Source organism: Spirillospora sp. NPDC000708 (genome assembly GCF_040299565.1).
GTDB lineage: Bacteria > Actinomycetota > Actinomycetes > Streptosporangiales > Streptosporangiaceae > Spirillospora.
Genome location: NZ_JBEPCJ010000024.1, coordinates 49,099 through 69,712, shown reverse-complemented (window position 1 = coordinate 69,712; position 20,614 = coordinate 49,099). Strand labels below are relative to the sequence as shown.

General features: G+C 74.4%; 16 protein-coding genes. 4 read left to right on the top strand and 12 right to left on the bottom strand.

The window, feature by feature from the left end; all coding sequences use genetic code 11:
• Positions 1-9: 9 nt before the first annotated feature.
• From ABT299_RS19230 to ABT299_RS19215, 4 genes are all read right to left on the bottom strand, one after another.
• Positions 10-1,452 carry a DUF5719 family protein gene (locus tag ABT299_RS19230; RefSeq protein ID WP_500251568.1) on the bottom strand — a complete coding sequence of 481 codons (1,443 nt, stop codon included), beginning with the start codon at positions 1,450-1,452 and terminating at the stop codon, positions 10-12.
• 1 nt (position 1,453) lies between these two features.
• Entirely contained in the window at positions 1,454-4,798 is a 3,345-nt protein-coding gene (locus ABT299_RS19225; protein WP_500251567.1) for a glycosyltransferase, read from the bottom strand.
• Between the two features lie 273 nt (positions 4,799-5,071).
• Entirely contained in the window at positions 5,072-5,287 is a 216-nt protein-coding gene (locus ABT299_RS19220) for a WhiB family transcriptional regulator (RefSeq protein ID WP_171064042.1), read from the bottom strand.
• 281 nt (positions 5,288-5,568) lie between these two features.
• Positions 5,569-6,498 (bottom strand): hypothetical protein, encoded by a 930-nt coding sequence (locus ABT299_RS19215; protein WP_190860165.1) that lies wholly within the window; start codon positions 6,496-6,498, stop codon positions 5,569-5,571.
• Between the two features lie 171 nt (positions 6,499-6,669).
• Between ABT299_RS19215 and cofD the strand changes: the two genes are divergently transcribed.
• Positions 6,670-7,620, top strand: coding sequence for a 2-phospho-L-lactate transferase (gene cofD, locus ABT299_RS19210; protein WP_190860167.1), 951 nt, complete (start codon positions 6,670-6,672; stop codon positions 7,618-7,620).
• Positions 7,617-8,903: a coenzyme F420-0:L-glutamate ligase gene (locus ABT299_RS19205; RefSeq protein WP_500251566.1), complete on the top strand. Its 1,287-nt coding sequence runs from the start codon at positions 7,617-7,619 to the stop codon at positions 8,901-8,903. The genes cofD and ABT299_RS19205 overlap by 4 nt, the downstream gene beginning before the upstream one ends.
• A gap of 52 nt (positions 8,904-8,955) precedes the next feature.
• On the opposite strand, the gene ABT299_RS19200 is transcribed toward ABT299_RS19205, so the two are convergent.
• The 6 genes from ABT299_RS19200 to ABT299_RS19175 form a co-directional block, all read right to left on the bottom strand.
• The gene (locus ABT299_RS19200) at positions 8,956-9,972 is read right to left on the bottom strand and encodes a substrate-binding domain-containing protein (protein WP_190860170.1); all 1,017 of its coding nucleotides are present in this window, start codon (positions 9,970-9,972) and stop codon (positions 8,956-8,958) included.
• Between the two features lie 90 nt (positions 9,973-10,062).
• Positions 10,063-12,615 (bottom strand): bifunctional FO biosynthesis protein CofGH, encoded by a 2,553-nt coding sequence (locus ABT299_RS19195; protein WP_500251565.1) that lies wholly within the window; start codon positions 12,613-12,615, stop codon positions 10,063-10,065.
• 390 nt (positions 12,616-13,005) lie between these two features.
• Complete coding sequence (locus ABT299_RS19190; protein ID WP_433240423.1) at positions 13,006-13,953, bottom strand: DNA-3-methyladenine glycosylase family protein; 948 nt, start codon at positions 13,951-13,953, stop codon at positions 13,006-13,008.
• Positions 13,946-15,013 carry a mannose-1-phosphate guanylyltransferase gene (gene manB / locus ABT299_RS19185; protein ID WP_190860176.1) on the bottom strand — a complete coding sequence of 356 codons (1,068 nt, stop codon included), beginning with the start codon at positions 15,011-15,013 and terminating at the stop codon, positions 13,946-13,948. Before manB ends, ABT299_RS19190 begins: the two co-directional genes overlap by 8 nt.
• Before the next feature lie 37 nt (positions 15,014-15,050).
• Positions 15,051-16,220 carry a glycosyltransferase gene (locus tag ABT299_RS19180; protein ID WP_190860178.1) on the bottom strand — a complete coding sequence of 390 codons (1,170 nt, stop codon included), beginning with the start codon at positions 16,218-16,220 and terminating at the stop codon, positions 15,051-15,053.
• A gap of 180 nt (positions 16,221-16,400) precedes the next feature.
• A complete protein-coding gene (locus ABT299_RS19175; protein WP_190860180.1) occupies positions 16,401-17,105 on the bottom strand; it encodes a class I SAM-dependent methyltransferase in 705 nt (234 codons plus the stop codon).
• A gap of 97 nt (positions 17,106-17,202) precedes the next feature.
• Here ABT299_RS19175 and ABT299_RS19170 point away from each other — a divergent pair, with 97 nt between their 5' ends.
• Entirely contained in the window at positions 17,203-18,204 is a 1,002-nt protein-coding gene (locus ABT299_RS19170) for a lysylphosphatidylglycerol synthase transmembrane domain-containing protein (protein ID WP_347256837.1), read from the top strand.
• 2 nt (positions 18,205-18,206) lie between these two features.
• Positions 18,207-18,530 (top strand): thioredoxin, encoded by a 324-nt coding sequence (gene trxA / locus ABT299_RS19165; protein WP_190860182.1) that lies wholly within the window; start codon positions 18,207-18,209, stop codon positions 18,528-18,530.
• On the opposite strand, the gene ABT299_RS19160 is transcribed toward trxA, so the two are convergent.
• Positions 18,511-19,602, bottom strand: coding sequence for a glycosyltransferase family 4 protein (locus ABT299_RS19160; RefSeq protein WP_500251564.1), 1,092 nt, complete (start codon positions 19,600-19,602; stop codon positions 18,511-18,513). The two genes, trxA and ABT299_RS19160, sit on opposite strands and share 20 nt — an antisense overlap.
• Complete coding sequence (locus tag ABT299_RS19155) at positions 19,602-20,543, bottom strand: glycosyltransferase family 2 protein (RefSeq protein ID WP_500251593.1); 942 nt, start codon at positions 20,541-20,543, stop codon at positions 19,602-19,604. Before ABT299_RS19155 ends, ABT299_RS19160 begins: the two co-directional genes overlap by 1 nt.
• Between the last annotated feature and the right edge of the window lie 71 nt (positions 20,544-20,614).

Here is a 20,614-nt window from a genome sequence, read left to right as displayed (position 1 = left end):
CGATGACGTCTAGCGGATGAGGGCGGTCTGGCTGTCGCCGGTGGGCGGGAGCCGGACGGTGGTCGGCGCGGGCATCAGCGGCAGCACGGTGAACAGGTAGCCGCCGCCCTTGCCCTTCGCCATGATCCGCGCGGCGTAGACCGGCCCCGAACCCGGCTTGGCCGTGATGACGGCCCCGTAGCCCTTGTCGCCGCCGTGCGGTGCGGCGAGCTTCGTCTCGACGGTGCGCCCCGCGCCGATCTCGACGTTCTGCGGTGCGCCGGGCCCCTGCCCGTCCATCGTGGTGATCTGGACGGCGGCGCGGCCGGCGGGTGCGGTGAGGACGACGGACGCGTCGAACCGGTCGTCGGCGATGACCGCGGAGGCCCCGGACGGGCCGCCGAGCGGCTCGGTGGCGGTGCCGTAGGCGACGTCGGCGCCGCGCGAGGCCGCGTAGCCGGCGATGATCGGCCGGTCGGAGTCCAGCCGGACGGCGGCGGCGCGGCCGGACAGGGCGCCGGCGAGGTCGACGGAGGTGACGCTCTGCGCGGGCGCCTCCACGATGTCCTGGCCCTGCGGGGCGAAGGCGCCGTCGGCGGTGACGGCCCGCACCCGGATCCGGGCGTCGGCCTCGCCGGGCACCGCGATGACGAGCCGGCGCTGCCCGTCGCCGCCGGGCACCCCGGGGACGACCGCGGACGCGGCGGGCGCGGGCGACAGCGGCAGCCACTCGACGCCCTTCTTCTCGCCGATCCGGACCCGCAGCGACGCGGCGACGCGTCCGGCGGTGGTGTGCACGTTGAGCGCGAGGTCGCGGGCGGTCTTGACGATGTCGCCGAGCCCCTCCGGCTGCTCGCCGATCTTGATGACGCTGGTGCTGTACGGCGCGACGGGCGTGGCGAGGCCCTCGGTGGTGTCGAGCGGCCCCTCCCCGGACAGGCCGGTGACGTCGACGGACGCCGGCTGGGCGTCGACGTTGGTGAGGTACAGGTCGAGCCGGTCGGCGGCGAGCGGGCCGGGGCCGAGGAACCACAGGTCGGTGCCGGGACGGGCGCAGCGGGCGCTCGCGAGGCCGCGGTCGGGGCCGCCGGACCAGTGGGTGGTCTGCTCGGCCTCGATCCCGGCGGCGAGGGCGCCGGTGGCCCGGACGGTGTAGGAGTCCTCGGTGGTGCCCGTGTCCTTGTCCCAGCCCTGGCCGGGGGCGGTCATGGAGGCGAGCGGGGAGCCGCCGCGGGTGTCGGCCACGTCGAGGCGTCCGCCGGTCCGCTTCTGCGGGAGGGACTGGAGGGCGACGCGGCCGCCCTCGTGCCCCGGGCAGACCATCACGGCGGCGTCGACGGGCGCGCTGCGGCCCTTGGCCACGGCGTTCCCGGGGCGGGAGAACGACGCGGCGCCGTAGAGGGCCGCGAGGCCGACCAGGACGAGGGCGGCGATGGCGTAGCGCATGCCGAGGAGTTTCAGCACTCGGTCCATGTCAGCTCTGCTCCTCCGAGGCCACGGGTTCGGGCGCGGGCTCGCTCGTGGACCTGGGCTTCGGCAGGGTTCCGGAGGCGGGCTTGGGCTCGTCTCGCGGCGGCTCCGCGGTCTCCGGCGTCTCCGGCCCCTCCGGTATCTCCGCAGGCGGGGCCGGTTCCGGTTCGTGGCGGACGCCGGCGCGGTGCCCGCCGCGCACGCCGCGCACGCCGCGCCTGGCGCGGCGGCCCCGCCGTTCGCGCCGTTCGCGATTGCGGTCGCCGCCCGGCACGAGGGTGTCGGCGCGCGCGCCCGGCAGCGCCAGGACGGCGACCAGGAGCACCGCCACGCCCTGGACGACGAGCCACGTGTGCCGCATCAGCATGCCGCGCGTCAGCGTGACCTCGCCGCCGGACGCGGGGACGTCGTAGCCCTGCGCCCATCCGTCGACGGTCCGCGACTTGAGGCCGCGGCCGTTCAGCTCCGCCTTCCAGCCGCCGTCGGCCGGTTCGGCGAGCAGCAGTGTGCGCGCGCCGGTCCCGGCGGGGATGCGTACACGGGCGTCGATCCTGCCCGCGCGCAGCGGCGTGATCGTGGAGCCCTCCAGGAGCATCATGCGGGCGGAGTTCGCCTGGAGGCGCCACACCGCGAACGATCCCGTCCGGCTGAGGCGCGACAGTTCCGGCGCCGCGTCCAGGACCTTGGTGACGGGGTCGGAGCCGGGGTGCGGCACCAGCACGTACTGGACGCCCATCCGCGACAGCGCCGGGCCGTCGTCGCCCTCCCGGTTGGCGGCCAGGCTCGCGACCAGCTCGTCCAGGCGCCGCTCGCCGGGCCCGTCCGCGATGGTCTCGGCCTCGCCGAGCCTCGGCCGGTCGCCGCGGAGCAGCGTGTAGGCGACGCGTCCGGACGGATCGCCGTGCAGCACGAGCGTGCGCGGCCCGCCCGGCGCCTTGACGAACTCGGGGACGGTGTCCGCGCCGACCGTGCCCAGCGGCCCGTCCGCGCCCCGGGCGATCCACGCGCCCGCCGCGAGCAGCGGCGCCGTGAGCGCGGCGAGGACGACGACCGCGCCGCCCGCCTTGTAGATCAGGTGCTTGCCGGCGAGGACCTCGGTGCCGCGCTGGACGGCGGCGGTCGCGGCCAGCAGGACCCCGGCGCCCGCGAAGACCAGCGCGACGCCCGGCCAGGCCGGCGCCGCGTCCGCGCCCTTGGTGACGGTGGCGGCGCCGGTGAGGATCGCGACGAGCAGCCCGGCGACGGCCAGCAGCCAGCCCGCGAGGACGGCGGTGCGGCGGCCGCGCAGCGGCAGCGCGCAGACGGCGGCGGCGAACAGCCCGGCGAAGGTCCACCACACGGGCGTGCCGGGGCCGCCGGGGTTCAGGGCGAGCAGCTCGGCGGCCGTCGCGGGCTCGAACGCCCGGTGCAGGCCCGCCTCCAGCAGGAACCGCGACGGGTGCAGCAGCAGCCCGACCGTCCAGGGGAACAGCAGCAGCGGCGGGACGGCCAGCGCGATGACGAGGTTGCGGCGGTCCTGCCGGCGGCGCCGGTCGAACAGCGCCCAGACCAGGCCGCCGCCGGCCAGCGCGAGCGGCCACGCGAGCGGGACGAACGCGGTCGCGACGGTCAGCAGCAGCGCGACCGCCCAGGCCGCGCGCCCGGCGCGCTTGCGCAGCGTGGCGGGGTCCGCGGCGAAGCGCGGCAGCCCGTACATGCGGGCGACCTGCACGGCGACCAGCGGGAGCAGGACGAGGACGACCGCGGTGCCGAGCCGGCCGCCCGCGATGGCGCCGGTCGCGGCGGGCAGCAGCGCGTACGCGGCGGCGAACCACACGCGGACGGCGGCGACGGGGATGCGGCGGCCGGTGGAGCGCGCCCGGCGGCCGGTCCGCGGCGGCTCCAGCACCAGGACGCGGGACGCGCGGTAGGCGGTGAGCCCGGCGAGCGGGACGCTGCCGAGCAGCAGGACCGCGACCGCCAGCCACGGTTTGCCGAACAGGACCGTCGACAGCAACGCCAGGAACCCGACGTACGGCGGGCTGCCCGCGCCCGTGCCGAGACCGACCGGGTGGAAGCCGGACAGGTACTGGTCCCACAGGTCGCTCGCGCCGCCCCACGCGGGCACGAGCGCCCCGCCGCCGAGCCGCGCTGCCCCGGTGATCAGCGACCGCTCCGCCGCGACCGTGACGGCGGCGAGCGCCAGCACCAGCAGCACGCCGGGACGGGCGAGCAGCCGGCGGATCGGGCCGGGCTCGTCGGTGATCTCGTCCTCGGACTCCCGGTCGTGCTCATGCGCGGCGAAGAACTCCGAGACCGCCTCGCCGGCGCGGCGCAGCGCGACCATCCGGGGCTGGAACCGCCGGACGCTGCGGTGCACGCGCGCCCGGCCGTCGGCGCGGACGGCGCGGGCCCGCCGCAGCCGGCCCGGATCGCGCAGCACGTCGGCGAGCGCGGCGAGCTCCGCGCGCGCGGCGGCGGGCCGTTTGGTGACCGTCAGGACGAGCGCGTGCACCAGCGACGCCCACACGTTCCGGACCAGCGTCCGCAACATGGTCCGGAACGGCTGGTTCGCCAGCAGCGTCCACAGCGCGTTGCGGCGGTCGCGGCGGAGCGGGTGCTCGGAGGTCATCCCGATCTCGCGGAGCCCCCGCCGCGCCGCCTCGGCGTGGTACACCACCGCGTCGGTCGCGACGACGACCCGGTGCCCGGCCGCGTGCGCCCGCCAGCAGAAGTCCAGGTCGTCGCGGAAGATGCCGTACTCGACGTCGAACCCGCCGAGCCGGTCCCACACGTCGCGCCGCACCAGCATCCCGGCGCTGGAGACGGCCAGCACGTCGCGGACGCCGTCGTGCTGGCCCTGGTCGAACTCGCGGCGGTCGACGCCGGTCCAGCGGCGCCCGGCGGCGTCGACGGACGTCCCGGCCTCGCGCAGCACGCGCCGGTCGGCGAAGTCGCGGATCTTGGGGCCGAGGACGGCGATGCCGGGGTCGGACTCGGCGGTCCGCAGCAGGTGGCCGAGGGCGTCGTGGTCGGGCACGGAGTCGTCGTGCAGCAGCCAGATCCACTCGGACCTGGGGTTGCCCGGCTCGTCGTCGGGGACGGGGGCGGACGCGGCGTCCTGGCGCAGCGCCTCGGCGACGGCCTCGCCGTAGCCGGTGGTGCGGGGCAGCGTGAGGACGCCGTGACCGCCGACGACCTCGGCGAGGACGGCGGGGCCGCGGTCGCGGCTCCCGGTGTCCACGGTCACGAGGCGCTGCACGGGCCGCGCCTGCGTCAGCAGCGCCTTGAGCGCCTCGGGCAGCCAGCGCGCGCCGTCGTGGGCGACGAGGACGGCCGTGACGACATGGCGATCGAGTGTGGGGGCCAAGGATCGCTCGATCTGTGGGACGACGGGTGATTCCCTGCTGGAATGCAGCAGCCGTGCCGGCCCTGGGGCCGACACGGCTGCTTACTGTACGCGTGGCTTCGCTGTATTTCCTGCGATCCCGGCCCAAGGGGCTCGCCTGGCGGCTCGCCGCTCGACCGGGCTCGGGCGAGCGCGACCTCGCTTCGCGAGCCTCCCGGTGGGGGCTCGCCTCCGGCTCCGCCCCCACCGGTCAGACGACGCGCTCGCACGGCGGCTCGGCACGTCGGGCGGGAACTAGACGGCTTGGCGCTTCAGCTTGCGGCGTTCGCGTTCGGACAGTCCCCCCCAAATACCGAAACGTTCATCGTGCTGCAGCGCGTACTCCAAGCACTCCGTCCGCACCTCGCATGCCCGGCACACCTTCTTGGCCTCGCGAGTGGAGCCGCCCTTCTCCGGAAAAAACGCCTCCGGGTCCGTCTGCGCGCACAGTGCGCGCTCCTGCCAGCCCATCTCTTCGCCGTCTGTGCCGTGCGCCAGCGGGATGACGACCTCGCTCACAGCGCACCTCCTGCCCGTGGAACCCCCTGGTCAATGCCGTCCTCAAGATCTCTCCCCCGGGAAGGCATTGAAACTACACCGACGAAATTACACGCGTGTAGCGCCCGCCCCGTCAAGCGGAACGAGTTTCCAGGGCGACATAGCGGGTTATGTGGGGAAGCGCTCGCCGAACCTCAGATGAAGATCAGTTAATCGGCGGGTCAGTGAGGCGGATCACCGCCGGCCGGCGCCGGTCACTGCGGCGGCGGGGGGCGGTTGTCGCGGTACCAGTCGCCGCCCTCGTCGGGCCGCTGCTCGCCCTGCGGCTGCCCGGGGTGGGTGCCCTGCGGGCCCTGCTGGCCCGCGCCCTCCTGGCCGCCGGACCCGCCGTAGGCGCGGGTCCACTCGCCCATCTCCTCCTGCTGGTCGGCGGGCTGCTGCGGCTGCTCGCCTCCCTGCGGCTGCCCCGGCTGCGGCTGGGCCTGCCCCGGCTGGGCGGGCTGGCCGGGCTGCGGCTGGCCGTACTGCTGGTACTGCGGCTGGCCGTACTGCTGCTGCCCGTACTGCTGGCCGTACTGCTGCTGCGCGGCCTGCTGGCCCTCGGCGCCCTGCTGGCCGTACTGCTCGCCCTGCTGGCCGTACTGCTGGTACTGCTGGTAGCCCTGCTGGCCGTAGCCCTGCTGCCCGTACTGCTGGCCCTGCTGGTAGCCGAAGTCGGGGTAGCCCTGCTGCATCTGCGGCTGCGGGCGGGCCGGCTGCATGCCCTGGAAGACGGTGAAGACGAACCAGCCCGCGATGCCGATCACGGCGATCTTGCCGCCGCCGGCGAGGAACACCGCGAGCTTGCTGAGGGCGCTCGCGCCGTCGGCGGCCATCGCGCTCAGCCAGGAGATGACGGCGAACAGGGCGGTGACGCCGAGCACGCCGAGCGCGCCCATGGTGATGGTGCGGGCCTGCGGGGTCGCGGCGGCGCCCCAGGTCGTCAGCACGACCGCGAGGACGGCCAGCCCGACACAGACGATCTGCGTGAACAGGGTGTCCTGGGCGGCCGCGAGCGCACGGTAGGTGAAGGCACCGCCGCCGCCGAGCAGCAGGATGATGCCCGCGAGCAATTGGACGCCCGCGGAGGCGAGCAGTACCCAGGCGGCCGGTTCGCGCAGGCGCTGGACGGCTTCCTTGTTCACGGTGACTTCTCCAGACCGAGGCAATCGGATGACACGCAAAGCTTTGCACATCCCGCCCGGCCCCGTCTCTGTCCCCCGCGGCACGCCAAAACCCTAGAAAGGCGCGGTTCGCGGACGCGGAACGCGCCCTGCGCGTCGAGAGCCGCCCACCGGCGCCCTAGGCTGATCGGCATGAGGATCGTGGCGCTGGCGGGCGGCATCGGGGGAGCCCGCTTCCTGCGCGGGCTCCAGGCCGCCGCCCCCGAGGCGGAGATCACCGTCATCGGCAACACCGGGGACGACATCTCCCTGTTCGGGCTGCGTGTCTGCCCCGATTTGGACACCGTGATGTACACCCTCGGCGGCGGGATCAACGAGGAGCAGGGCTGGGGGCGGACGGACGAGACGTTCGCCGTCAAGGAGGAGCTGGCCGCCTACGGCGTGGGTCCCGGCTGGTTCGGGCTCGGCGACCGCGACTTCGCCACCCACATCGTCCGGACGCAGATGCTGGCGGCCGGGTACAAGCTGTCGTCGGTGACGGAGGCGCTGTGCGACCGGTGGAAGCCGGGCGTGCGGCTCATCCCGATGACCGACGACCAGGTCGAGACGCACGTGGTCGTGGACGACCCGGAGCGCGGCCGGCGCGCGATCCACTTCCAGGAGTGGTGGGTGCGGCTGCGCGCGTCGCTGCCCGCGCTGTCGATCGCGCCGGTCGGCGCCGACGAGGCGAAGCCGGCACCGGGCGTGCTCAAGGCGATCGAGGAGGCGGACGTGGTGCTGTTCCCGCCGTCCAACCCGGTCGTCAGCATCGGGACGATCCTGGCGATCCCCGGCATCCGCGAGGCGGTCGCGGCGAACACCGTGGTCGGTGTGTCGCCGATCATCGGCGGCGCCCCGGTGCGCGGGATGGCGGACGCGTGCCTGACCGCGATCGGCGTGGAGACGTCGGCGAAGGCGGTGGCCGAGTACTACGGGCTCGGGCTGCTGGACGGCTGGCTCGTCGACGAGGCGGACGGCGACGTGCGGGTGGAGGGCATCGAGGTGCGGTCCCGCCCGCTGCTGATGAGCGACCCGGAGGCCACGGCGGCGATCGCGCGCGCGGCGCTCGACCTGGCCCTCCGGCTGAAGAAGGAAGCGCCGTGAATCTGCAGGTGTTCGGCATCCCCGGGCTGCCCGAGGTCGGCGAGGGCGACGACATCGCCGCGCTGGTCCCGGCGGACGCGGTCGAGGACGGGGACGTGCTGGTCGTCACGTCCAAGATCGTCAGCAAGGCGGAGGGCCGGGTCCTGGTCGCGGACGACCGGGAGAAGGCGATCGACGCCGAGACGGTGCGGGTGGTGGCGCGGCGCAGGCACGCCCGCGGCGAGACCCGGATCGTGGAGACGCGGCAGGGGCTGGTGCTGGCGGCGGCGGGGGTGGACGCGTCCAACACCGCGCCCGGCACCGTCCTGCTGCTGCCGGAGGACTCCGACGCCTCCGCGCGCCGCATCCGCGCGGGCGTGCGGGAGCGGACCGGCGCGGACGTCGCGGTCATCGTGTCCGACACGCTGGGCCGGCCGTGGCGCAACGGCCTGACGGACGCGGCGATCGGCGTGGCGGGCCTCGCGCCGCTCAGCGACCTGCGCGGCACCGACGACGCGTACGGCAACCGGCTCGAAGCGACCATCACCGCCGTCGCGGACGAGATCGCGGCGGCGGCGGAGCTGGTGAAGGGCAAGCTCGACGGGGTGCCGATCGCGGTGGTGCGCGGGCTGGCGCACCTGGTGACCGGCGACGACGGTCCGGGGGCGCGGCAGCTCGTCCGGCCGCCCGCCGAGGACATGTTCCGGTACGGGTCGGCGGACGTGCTGCAGGCGCGCCGCACCATCCGCGAGTTCACCGCGGACCCGGTCGACCCGGAGGCGGTGCGGCGCGCGGTCGCCGCCGCGATCACCGCGCCGGCGCCGCACCACACGACGCCGTGGCGGTTCGTCCTGCTGGAGTCGGCCGAGTCCCGGACCCGGCTGCTGGACGCGATGCGCGACGCGTGGGAGGGCGACCTGCGCCGCGACGGCTTCTCCGAGGAGTCGATCGCCAAGCGGCTGCGGCGCGGCGACGTGCTGCGCCGCGCGCCCTACCTGGTCGTCCCGTGCCTGGTCATGGACGGCTCGCACGACTACCCCGACGCGCGCCGCGCGACCGCCGAGCGCGAGATGTTCGTCGTGGCGACCGGGGCGGGCGTGGAGAACCTGCTGGTGTCGCTGGCGGTGGAGGGGCTCGGGTCGTGCTGGGTGTCCAGCACGATGTTCTGCCGCGACGTCGTCCGCGAGGCCCTGGACCTGCCGGACGAGTGGGACCCGATGGGCGCGGTCGGCGTCGGCCACCCCGCCGCTCCGCCCCGCGACCGCCCGCCCCGGACCCCCGACGCGTTCATCGAAGTCCGTTGACCTGCGGCGTGTCGCCCTGATCGGCGGTGCCGTGAGGGCGGCACGCGACGGCTCAGCGTTTCCAGGCGGAGAGCGCCCGGTCGATCTCCTTGGGGGTGGGGAGGCGGAGGGCGCGCGGCGGCCCGGCCGAGAGGCCGTGGTCGCGGGCGTAGGCGTCGCCGAACGTGCCGTCGGGCGCGCGGAAGCCGGCCTGCTGGAGGGCGTCGCGGGCGGACCGCGCGCCGAGCGCGTCGCCGAACGCGGCCGCCGCGTCGCGGTGCCGCCGGTCGCGGGCCGTGACGGCGTACGGGTGGTCGAGCATGAGCGTGCCCTCGTCCGGGACGATCGGGGTGACCGGGTTGGGGCGGTGCGCGCCGTTGTAGGCGATGGCGGCCTGCTCGGTGGTGACGGTGAGGGACCGGGCGAGGCGCGGCGCGGTGGTGAGCCCGGCGAGCACCGCGGCGGAGCCGCCGGACGCGTCGTCCACCGGTGACGGCGCGGCCCCGCGCAGGTCGCCCGCGACGTCGCCCGCCTTCCCGCCGACCTGCTCGACGGCGAGCATCGCGACCATCCCGCTGGTGCCGACGGCCGGGTCCGCCGCCCTGCGGGCGAGGGCGACGCCGTCCGCCTCGTCCTTGAGCAGCAGCTTCCAGCTCATGGCGACGTGGTCGGCGGCGAACTCCTCCGCCACCGGACGGGTCATGGCGAGCACCACGGGCGTCGCGGCGAGCGGCGTCCCTCCCGACGGGACGTTCCTGTCGCCCGCGTCGCGGACGATCCCCAGCCACACCGACGACTCCGGCACCCAGGCGTCCGCGCGCCGCCGCAGCTCAGGACGGCGGGCGAACTCGGCGGGCGCGACGGCCGTCACGCGCGCGCGGACGCACCGTCCGCCGACGCGGTGCTCCTCCACGTTGAACCGGGCCGCGACGTCGCGCAGCGCCGGTGCGATCTCCGGCTGCGCGGCGACCGTGACGCGCACCGTGCCGCCCGCGCACGACGACGGCCCCGGCAGCAGGCCGAGCGCCCACGCCCCGCCGCCCACGCCCGTCACGACGAGCAAGGCGGCCGCCCACACCTTCCACCTCACCCGTCAGTCATACCGGACACACCAGGAGCATGCGTTCATTCGCGGCGAGTCGCCGTCATGAGCGTGGCCATGACGGCGACTCGCCACGTCTCAACGGGGCGTGAGGGTGAGGGTGGGGCGGCCGAAGTGGCCGATGCCGTCGGTCTTGCGGGCGGCTTCGAGGCGCTCCGCCGGGACCTCGCCGTAGAGGGTGGTGCGCTGGCGGGCGGGACGTCCCGCGCGCGCGGCGATCTCCTCCAGCTCGCTGATCGGCTTGAACGACCCGTTCTCCGACCCGGCCATCCGGCTGATGGTCTCCTCCATCAGCGTCCCGCCGAGGTCGTTGACGCCGCCCTTCAGCACCCGCGTGCACAGCTCGTCGCCGAGCTTCACCCAGGACGTCTGGATGTTGGAGATGGCGCCGTGCAGCAGGATCCGCGCGAGCGCGTGGACGGCGACGTTCTCCCGCACGGTCGGCCCCGGACGCGCGAGCCCGGCCAGGTAGATCGGCGAGTTGTGGTGGACGAACGGCAGCAGCACGAACTCGCTGAACCCGCCCGTCCGCTCCTGGATGGAGCGCAGCAGCCTGAGGTGCGCGACCCAGTGCGCCGGGGTGTCCACGTGCCCGTACATCATCGTGGACGTCGTCGGGATGCCGATCTCGTGCGCGGTGGTGACGACCTCGACCCACTGGTCGGTGGGCAGCTTGCCCTTCGTCAGCACCCAGCGGACGTCGTCGTCGAGGATCTCGGCGGCCGTCCCGGGCAGCGAGTCGACGCCCGCCTCCTTCGCCGCCTCCAGCCACTCGCGGATGGACAGGTCGGTGCGGGAGGCGCCGTTGACGACCTCCATCGGGCTGTAGGAGTGCAGGTGGATGCCGGGGGCGCGGCGCTTCACCTCGCGGGCGAGGTCGAAGTAGGCGGTGCCGGGCAGGTCCGGGTGGATGCCGCCCTGCATGCAGATCTCGGTGGCGCCCGCCTCCCACGCCTCGTCCACCCGGTCGCCGACCTGCTGGAGCGACAGCGTGTACGCGTCGGCGTCGGTGCGGCGCTGCGCGAACGCGCAGAACCGGCAGCCGGTGTAGCAGACGTTCGTGAAGTTGATGTTCCGGGTGACGACGTAGGTCACGTCGTCGCCGACCGTGTCGCGGCGCAGGTCGTCGGCCAGCTTCGCGAGCGCGTCCAGCTCGGGGCCGTCGGCGTGCAGCAGCGCGAGGGCCTCGTCGTCGGTCAGGCCGGCCGGGTCCCGCTCGGCGGCGGCGAGGGCGGCCTTGACGTCGGCGTCGAACCGCTCGGGGGCGGCCATCCGCTCCTTGAGCGCGTCCCAGTCGCCGTAGACCTCGTCGAAGTCGTCGCGCCGGTCGGACGTGCGGCCGGTCGTGTCGATCTCGGTGTGCAGGTCGGTGCGCCCGGACGCCTCGAACCCGCCGTCGGGCTCCTGCCACGGACGCCCTTCGAGCACGGCGTCCTCGCGGGCGAGCCCGGTCGCCGGGTCGGCCAGCGCGGACACGTGCCCGAGGAGCCGCGGGTCCAGCCACGGCTCGCCCCGCTTGACGTACTCGGGGTAGATCGTGAGGCGTTCGCGCAGCTCGAAGCCCGATTCGGCGGTCCGCGCGGCCAGCTCGTCGATCTGCGGCCACGGACGCTCGGGGTTCACGTGGTCCGGCGTCAGCGGGGACACGCCGCCCCAGTCGTCGATACCGGCGCGCAGCATCAGCGCGTACTGGTCGGCGACGAGGTTCGGCGGCGCCTGGACGCGCGCCTTCGGGCCGAGGACGATCCGCGTCACCGCGATCGTCGCGGCGAGCTCCTCCAGCTCGGCGTCGGGCGTGTCGCGCATCTTGGTGTCCGGCTTCGCGCGGAAGTTCTGCACGATCACCTCCTGGACGGCGCCGTACTCGCGCATCGTCCGGCGGATCGCGAAGATCGCGTCCGCGCGCTCCTCGACCGTCTCGCCGATCCCGATGAGGATGCCGGTGGTGAACGGGACGTTCGTCCGGCCGGCGTCCTCCAGCACCCGCAGCCGGACGGCCGGGTCCTTGTCCGGCGAGCCGAAGTGCGGGCCGCCGCGCTCGCTGAACAGCCGCGTCGCGGTGGTCTCCAGCATCATCCCCATGGACGGCGCGACCGGCTTGAGCCGCTGGAAGTCGCGCCACGTCAGCACGCCGGGGTTCAGGTGCGGCAGCAGCCCGGTCTCCTCCAGCACCCGGATCGCCATCGCCCGCACGTAGGACAGCGTGTCGTCGTAGCCGTGGGCGTCGAGCCACTCGCGGGCCTGCTTCCACCGGTCCTCGGGACGGTCCCCGAGCGTGAACAGCGCCTCCTTGCAGCCCATCGCCGCGCCCTGGCGGGCGATCTCCAGCACCTCGTCCGGGCTGAGGTACGGCGCGTCCAGCTTGTGCGGGACGGTCGCGAACGTGCAGTAGCCGCAGCGGTCCCGGCACAGCCGGGTCAGCGGGATGAAGACCTTGCGGCTGTAGGTGATGATCCCGGGACGTCCCGCCGCCGCGAGGCCGGCGTCCCTGGTCCTCGCCGCGTAGGCGAGGAGATCGTCGAGCTGCGGCCCCCGGGCCTGCAGCAGCGTCGTGGCCTCGGACTGGTCGAGCGTCTTCCCGTCACGCGCACGGGCCAAGGCCCGCCTCACCGCGTTCTCAGTGGCCTCCATGCGGGCACTCTATGCCAATCGTCATATTTTGCGACGCGGCGGGGCCCCGGAAACCGGCGATCACCCCGGTACAGCCCGCCCCGCCCTCCGACTATTCCCGCGAGGACACCCCAACTCGGGATGTAGCGGAACTTAATGATTGCGTCTAGAAAGAGTCGCTGGTCCTCAATGTTGGACTGAGTCAAGCTATGGGTGCGAGAGGGTCGTCCCCCCGGGCGGAACCACCGCCGCACGGCCCTCGCCGGAGGAACAGTCCCATGCTGGTCATGCTCGCGATCATCATCGCCCTCGCCGTTCTCGCGCCGGTCTTCGGCGCCGACACCCGCGACGGCCTCAACTGGACCCCGGACAACTTCTGGCTCCGCCGCAGGTCCGGCGAGCGCCGCGGGGTCAGAAGCTCCGGTAGTCGCGGACGGGAAGGCGCGGGCCGCGCCGCGGAGGCCGCGCGCCGGACGATTCCAGCAGCCGGGTGACCCGGTGCCGATGCCCCGCGTACGGCGCCAGCAGCTCCAGCATCCCGTCGTCGTCGACCTTGCGGCCCGCCAGCGCCCAGCCGACCAGGCCGGGCAGGTTGTAGTCGCCGACGGAGACGGCGTCGGGATCGCCCGCCGCCCGCTGCCGGACCTCCGCCGCCGTCCAGACCCCGACGCCCGGCAGCGTCCGCAGCCGGGCCTCGGCCGGGTCGTCCTCCAGCCGGGCGGCGACCCGCGCCGCGCCGATGATGGTCCGGGCCCGGACCGCCTCCAGCCCGGACCGGTGCCACTCCCACGACGGGATCCGGACCCAGACCGCGGGCGGCGGCGGCACCCGCAGCCGCAGCGCGGCGGGCGCGCCCGGCGCCGGCTCGCCGAATCGGCGCAGCAGGTACCCCCAGGCCCGCCACGCCTCCTGCGCGAGGACCTTCTGCTCCATCACCGCCGGGACGAGCGCCTCGAACACCCGGTTCGTCCGGCCGATCCGCAGGCCCGGCCGCAGTAGCGCCTGCCGCCGCACGATCTCGTGGTGCGCCTCGAACCCGTCCGGTTCATCGGACGCCCCGAGCAGGTCGGGCAGGCCGTCCAGCAGCCACCCGGCGCCCGGCCCCCACGCGCGCCCCTCGACGGCCGCACCGCTGCGCCTGACCCGCAGCGTGCCAGGACCCTCCGGGGTGTAGGACGCGCGCCAGACCGTCCCGTCCCGCTCCACCCGGAACGCCGGATCGTGATGGCCGCGCCGGTGCGGCCCCAGCGTCGCCCCCACATCGACGTCGAACCCCGGCGTCCACACCCGCCGCAGGCCCTCCGCGGCACGGCCCGGCAGCGGCCCGGACGCGACGCCCGCGGCGCCGCCGTCAGGCATCGGTGGAGAAGCGGACCGCCGTGGCCGGGAGCTCGATCCCCGGCCAGACGCGCAGCCCGCAGCACAGCTCGTTGCCCGGGCCGACCACCGCGCCGTCACCGAGGATCACCCCGTCCAGCACCGCCCCGGGGCCGACGCGCGCGCCGCGGCTCAGCACCGAGTCGCGGACGGTCGCGCCCTCCGCGACGAACGAGTCGTCCAGCAGCACGCTGCCGATGACGGTGGCGCCCGCCTCGACCACCGCGCCCCGCCCGACCGTCGTGCCGCCGCGCACCACCGCGCCCGGCGACACCGTCGAACCGGCGAGGGCGAGCCGCTCGCCCGCCTCGCCCGGCATCGCCGGCGAGTCGATCCGGCCGAGGACGAGGTCGCAGGAGCCGCGCACGAACGCCTCCGGCGTGCCGACGTCCAGCCAGTAGCCCGACTCGACATGGCCCATGACCACGGCGCCGGACGCGATCAGCGACGGGAACGTCTCCCGCTCCACCGAGACGACCTCGTCCTCGGCGATCGTGTCGATCGCCGACCGGCGGAACACGTAGCAGCCCGCGTTGATCTGGTTCGTCACCGGATGGGACGTCTTCTCCAGGAACGCGGTGACGCGCCCCGCGCCGTCGGTCGGGACGCAGCCGAACCGGGTCGGGTCGTCCACCTCGGTGAGGTGCAGCGTCACCGCCGCGCCGGCGCTCTCGTGCACCTTCACCTGGGCGCGCACGTCATGGCCGGACAGGATGTCGCCGTTGAGGATCAGCACCGGATCGTCCGGGCCGCAGGTCAGCGCGCGCGCCGCGTTGCGGATCGCGCCGCCGGTGCCGAGCGGCTGCGCCTCACTGACGTACACCAGGTCCACGCCGTGCGCGCGCGGGCCGAACGCCGCCTCGAACATCTCCGCGCGGTAGGACGTCGCGAACACGATGCGCTCCACGCCGGCGGCGTGCGCGCGCGCCAGCTGGTGCGCCAGGAAGGCCACGCCGGCCGTGGGAAGCAGCGGCTTCGGGGTGGAGATCGTCAAGGGGCGCAGGCGGGTGCCCTGGCCTCCCACCAGGAGGATCGCTTCCACTCGGTTCCTTTCTCCACCGCGGTCGTGGTGACGAAGCCTAGTGGGTGGCCGATGCCGGCCCGCGACCGTGGGACGCCTCGTGCTGCCGGATCGCCCGCTCGTAGGAGGCCAGGTGCGCCTCGGCGGACGCCGTCCAGGTGAACTCCAGCGACCGGGTGTAGGCGGCCTCCGCCAGGCCGGCGCGGCGGGCCGGGTCGCCGCTCAGCGCCGTCAGCGCCGACGCGATGCCCTCCGGGTCCGGCTCGGTGTAGGCGACCGCGTCGCCGCCGACCTCCGGCAGCGGCCCGCGCCGCGTCGTCAGGACGGGCGCGCCGCACGCCATCGCCTCCAGCACCGGCAGGCCGAACCCCTCGCCGCGGCTCGGCAGCGCCACCACCAGCGCGCCGCCGAAGAACCCGGGCAGCGACGGCCACGGCAGGTACCCCGGCCGCAGCACCCGCATCCGCGGCGGCACCGTCGCCATCGCCCCGTCGACCTCGTCGTCCCAGCCGCCGCCGCCCGCCAGGACCAGCGCGGGCGGGTCCTCCAGGTCGGAGCAGGCGCGCACCCAGCCGCGGATGAGGTTCGGGACGTTCTTGCGCGGCTCCAGCGCGCCCAGATAGGCGACGTACGGGCGGCCGTGCAGGCCGAGCCGGTCGGAGACCTGCTTCACCTCCGCCTCGGACGGCCGGTGGAACACCTCGTGGTCGACGCCGTGGTAGGCCACGTCGATGTGCTCCGGGTCGGCGCCCAGCACCCGCACCAGCTCGTCCCGCGTCGCCCGCGACGGGACGATCAGCCGGGTCGCGCGGCGCGCCGCGGTGCGGGTCGCCGACTTGACGTAGGTGGTGCGGACCGGGTCGTGCACCTCCGGCTCCGCGAACAGCGTCACGTCGTGGATGGTCACCACCGTCGGCCGGACGGCGCTGACCGGCATCGTGTACGTCGGCAGATGGATCACGTCGGCCTCGACGCCGTCGGCGACGTGCGGCAGACCGGTCTGCTCCCACGCCAGCCTGGTCGCGCGGTGCGCCAGCGCCGCCGGGCCCGCGACGATCCGGGCCCCGGGCGCGAGTTCCCCGTACCGCTTCTCGTCCGCGCGCTGGCAGGCGACCGCGAGGTCCGCGCCGAGCGCGTGCAGGGCCGACAGCAGGCCGTCCACGTACCGTCCGAGCCCGCCCCTGTCGGCGGGTACCGCGGTGGCATCGAGCAGGATCCGAGGCGCCACGGTCCACTCCCCCATTCCGGCGCTTCCGCCGTAGTGGCGTAGATCACTCTTTACCGTTCGAGCCTACGCCCGCGACCGGCCGGGGCGCGCGACCTCCGCGCCGCTCGCCGCCGCGAGTCATGGAGAGGCCCTACCCGAGCCCCCGGGCCCATACCTTTCTCCCCGGGGCCCTTCCCACACCTATCTCTTGCGCGCGTGCACCAGGACGATGCTGCCCTGCCGGTTCGGCGCGTTCTTGTCGGCGAGCGCCACCAGCGGCGCCAGCGGGGCCGCCGCGTTGAAGCCGACCTTCCCGCCGTACGTCGACAGCGACAGGTACAGGCGCTCCGTCGCGGCCGTCCTGAACTGGTAGGAGTGCCGGACCAGGTCGAGGCCGCGCTCGTCCATCAGCTTGCGCAGGCTCTCGTGGGTGTAGGTGTGCTGGACGTGGTACTTCGCCTTGTGCGCGTCGCGCAGCTTCGGCCACGCGTCGGCCCGGCTCAGCACGTCGGCGGACATGAAGATCTCACCGCCGGGCTTCAGCACCCGCGCCATCTCGTCCAGGGACTTCCCGCCGTCGTCGAAGTGCTCGATCGCGCACACCGACAGGACCGCGTCGAACGAGCCGTCGCCGAACGGCAGCCGCAGCGCGTCGCACTCGATCAGCGCGGGCGCGTCGGCGAGCGTCCGGCCGTACACCATCTTGTTGCGCGCCAGGTCGATCGAGACCGCGTGGGCCCCGCGGCGGCGCGCGCGCCCCGCCCAGTAGCCGTCGCCGCCGGCGACGTCGAGGACCCGCTTGCCGCGCAGGTCCCGTCCCATCCAGGACAGCAGCGTCCCCGCCTCGCGGTACCGGCACACGTGCACCTGGTGCCCCATGAAGGCGACCACATCCGAGAGTTTCATCGTCCCCAACTGTAGGGCGCGGCGGGCCGCGGCGCGGCCGAAGCGGCCCCGCCGGAGCCGCGGCGCGGCGGGATCCCGGTTCGCCTACGCTGGGCGCGTGAACATCAAGGTCGTCGCAATGCGGGCCCTGCGCGTGCTGCTGGTACTGCTCGCGCTCGGGTTCTGCGCCTACAGCGTGATCCACCAGTGGGACGCGACGACGAAGGCGTTCCGGGAGATGTCCTGGCCCACGCTCGCCGGCGCGCTCGTCACGGGCCTGGCCGGCCTGTTCGCCTGGACGCTCGGATGGCGGACGTTCCTCGGCGGCCTCGGCTCGCCCCTGCCGCTGAAGGTCGCCTACCGGATCTCGGCGGTGTCCCAGCTCGGCAAGTACGTGCCGGGCAAGGTGTGGGCGCTCGTCACCCAGATCGAGATGGCCCGCGAGCACAAGGTGCCCGCCGAGCGCAGCTTCGGCTCGACGCTGCTGGCCGTGGCGACCTCGACGGCCTGCGGGCTGGCCGTGGCGGCGGTGACGCTGCCGCTGACGTCGGCGGCGGCGCGCCGCGAGTACTGGTGGCTGTTCCTGCTCGCCCCGTTCATGCTCGCGGCGCTGCACCCGAAGATCGTGACGTGGGCGCTCGGCGTGATGCTGAAGCTCGTCCGGCGGCCGCCGCTGGAGCATCCCGTCAGCCTCGGCGTGACGCTGCGGGCCGTCGGCTGGACGGTCCTCGGCTGGGCGCTGTTCGGCGTTCACACCTGGCTGCTGTGCCTGGCCGTCGGCGGCGACGGCCCCGGGCTGCCGTTCCTCGCGACCGGCGCCTACGGGCTGGCGTTCGTCGCCGGGTTCCTCGTGTTCATCGCGCCGGGCGGCATCGGCGCGCGGGAGGCCGCGCTGACGGTGGTGCTGACGCCGGTGCTGCCGGCGGGCGCGCCGGTCGTCGTCGCGATCGCGTCCCGCGTCGTGCTGACGGTCGCGGACCTGCTCAACGCGGGCGCCGGCCTCCTCCTCGGCCGCCCCGCCCGCCGCCACCGCGCCGAGGCCGCGTTCCTGGCGGACGAGGGTGGGAATGAAGACGGACGCGCCGCACTTGTCAGGAACACGCAGCCTACGAAGGAGTGACCGTGACGGCCCCTATCAGCGTGACTGACGCCACGTTCGCCGAGGAAGTCCTGAACAGCGACGTGCCGGTGCTCGTCGACTTCTGGGCGGACTGGTGCGGCCCGTGCCGCATGGTCGCCCCCGTCCTCGACCAGATCGCCGCCGAGCAGGACGGCAAGATCAAGATCGCCAAGCTGGACTACGACGCCAACCCGCAGACGCCGCAGAAGTACGGCGTGATGGGCCTGCCGACGCTGCTGCTCCTCAAGAACGGCGAGGTCGTCGAGCAGATCGTCGGCGCCAAGCCGAAGCGCGCCCTGCTCAAGGTCATCGAACCGCACCTGTGAGCGCGGTGAGCGCCTCCAGATAGGCGGCCCAGACCGGGCCGTGGTCGACCGGGCGGACGCCGGAGCGCAGGCGCTCCGGCGTCCCCGGCGCGTAGAACCGGGTGAGGGCCTCGGCCAGCGCGGGCACGTCGCCGGGCGGGCAGATCAGGCCGTCCACGCCGTCGCGGACCTGCTCGGCGAACCCGCCGACGTCCGTGGCGATCACCGGGAGGCCGTGCTCGTAGGCCATCCACACGTTCTGCGAGGCGGTGGCCGTCCGGTACGGCAGGACGAGCGCGTCGGCGGCGGCGAACAGGCCGGGGACGTCCGCGGCGGGCACGTAGCCGGGACGCAGGTCCACCCGGGACGCCAGGTCGAGCGACCGGATCAGCTCGCGGGTCTCGTCCAGGCCGCCCCAGAACTCGCCCGCGACGGTCAGCCCGACGTCGCCGGGGCCTTCGGCGAGCGCGCGCAGCAGGACGTCCAGGCCCTTGTAGGGGCGGACGATCCCCCAGAACAGCAGGCGCCTGCGCACCTTGCCGTCCGGAGCGGGCGCGCCGCCGGACGCGGGCAGGTGGGCGGGCATCTCCGCGACGCGGACGGGACGCGGCGTCAGCCCCCGCGCCAGCTCCGCCTGCGCCTCCGAGTGGACGAGGACGCCGTCGGCCTTGCGGAGCAGCCGCCGCATCAGCGGTTCGTCGTAGCGCTTGCGCTCGTGCGGCAGGACGTTGTGGCACAGCGCCACGACGGGCGTCCGGCGCTTGAGTCCGGCGAGGATGCCCAGGTAGGACGGCACCTGGACGGGGCTCAGCACGGCGAGCACGACCAGGTCGTACTCTCGCAGCGCCTTGCCGGTGCGGTACCAGCCGTCCGGGCGGCGCCAGTCGAGGCGGTGCCGGGTGCCGGGGAACGGCTCGCCCTCCGGCTCGGAGATCGTCTGCTGCCCCGGGTACAGGAAGCCGGGGTACTGGGCGCGCCACGACTCGATGGCGACGTCGTGCCCGGCGGCGGCCAGGCGCCGCGCCAGCTCGGTGGTGTGGTGGGCGCCGCCCCCCTTGTACGGGAAGGCGGGGCCGACGACGGCGATCCGCACTAGACGTCGCCGCGCGATCGGACGATCAGGTCGGCCAGCAGCGCCAGCGACGCGATGATCAGCCCCGTCACGAAGATCATGATGGTGTTGTTGGCGAAGTAGCCGATGTGCACCACCATGTCGAACACGCCCTTGAGCAGGCCGATCCCGATCAGCCAGAGGGCGAGCGGCATCAGCACCTTGAGCGGGTTGAAGTACATCACCATCCGCAGCACCTGCAGGATGTAGCGGTAGGCGTCCTTGGTGAAGTGGAACTTGGACTTGCCGGCCCGCTTGGCGTAGTCGATCGGCATGTAGTGCACGGGGTGCTGGTTCGACAGGAACGCGATCGTGATCGTGGTGACGCAGGAGAACCCGGGCGGCAGCAGCCGCAGGTAGGGCAGGGACACCTCGCGGCGGAACGCGCGCAGCCCGGAGTTCAGGTCGGGGATCCTGGAGTTGGTGAGCCGCTCGGCGACCTTGCGGATGAACCACTTCGCGGGGACGCGCAGGAGCTTGTGCGTGCCCTCCTCGGTGGTGCGGGCGCCGACGACCTGGTCGACGGACGGGTCGGTGTCGAGGATGTCGACGAGGTCGGGGATCCGCTCGTTCGGGTACGACATGTCGGCGTCGGTCCACACCACGATGTCGCCGCGGGCCTGCTGGGAGCCGATCCGCCGGACCGTCCCGGACCCGCTGTTGTGCTGGAACGCCATGACCCGCATGTGCGGGAAGCGGGGCGCCGCCTCCTCCAGCCGGGCGAGGGTCTCGTCGGTGGAGCAGTCGTCGACCGCCAGCAGCTCATAGCTCTTGCCGCTGTTGTCCATGGCCTTCGTGATGCGCTCGACCTCGTCGATCACGTGGTCCTGCTCGTTGTAGCAGGGCAGGACGATGGTCACGTGGACGGGCGGCGCCGTGTCGGGATCGGCGGCGGGTTCGGCGGCGGGGGCCGTGGCCGGCACCGCGGCCGGCTCGCTCGCGGGGGCGGTGTCCACGGGGGCGGCGTCGCTCACGGGGTCGCTCACGGTTTCGG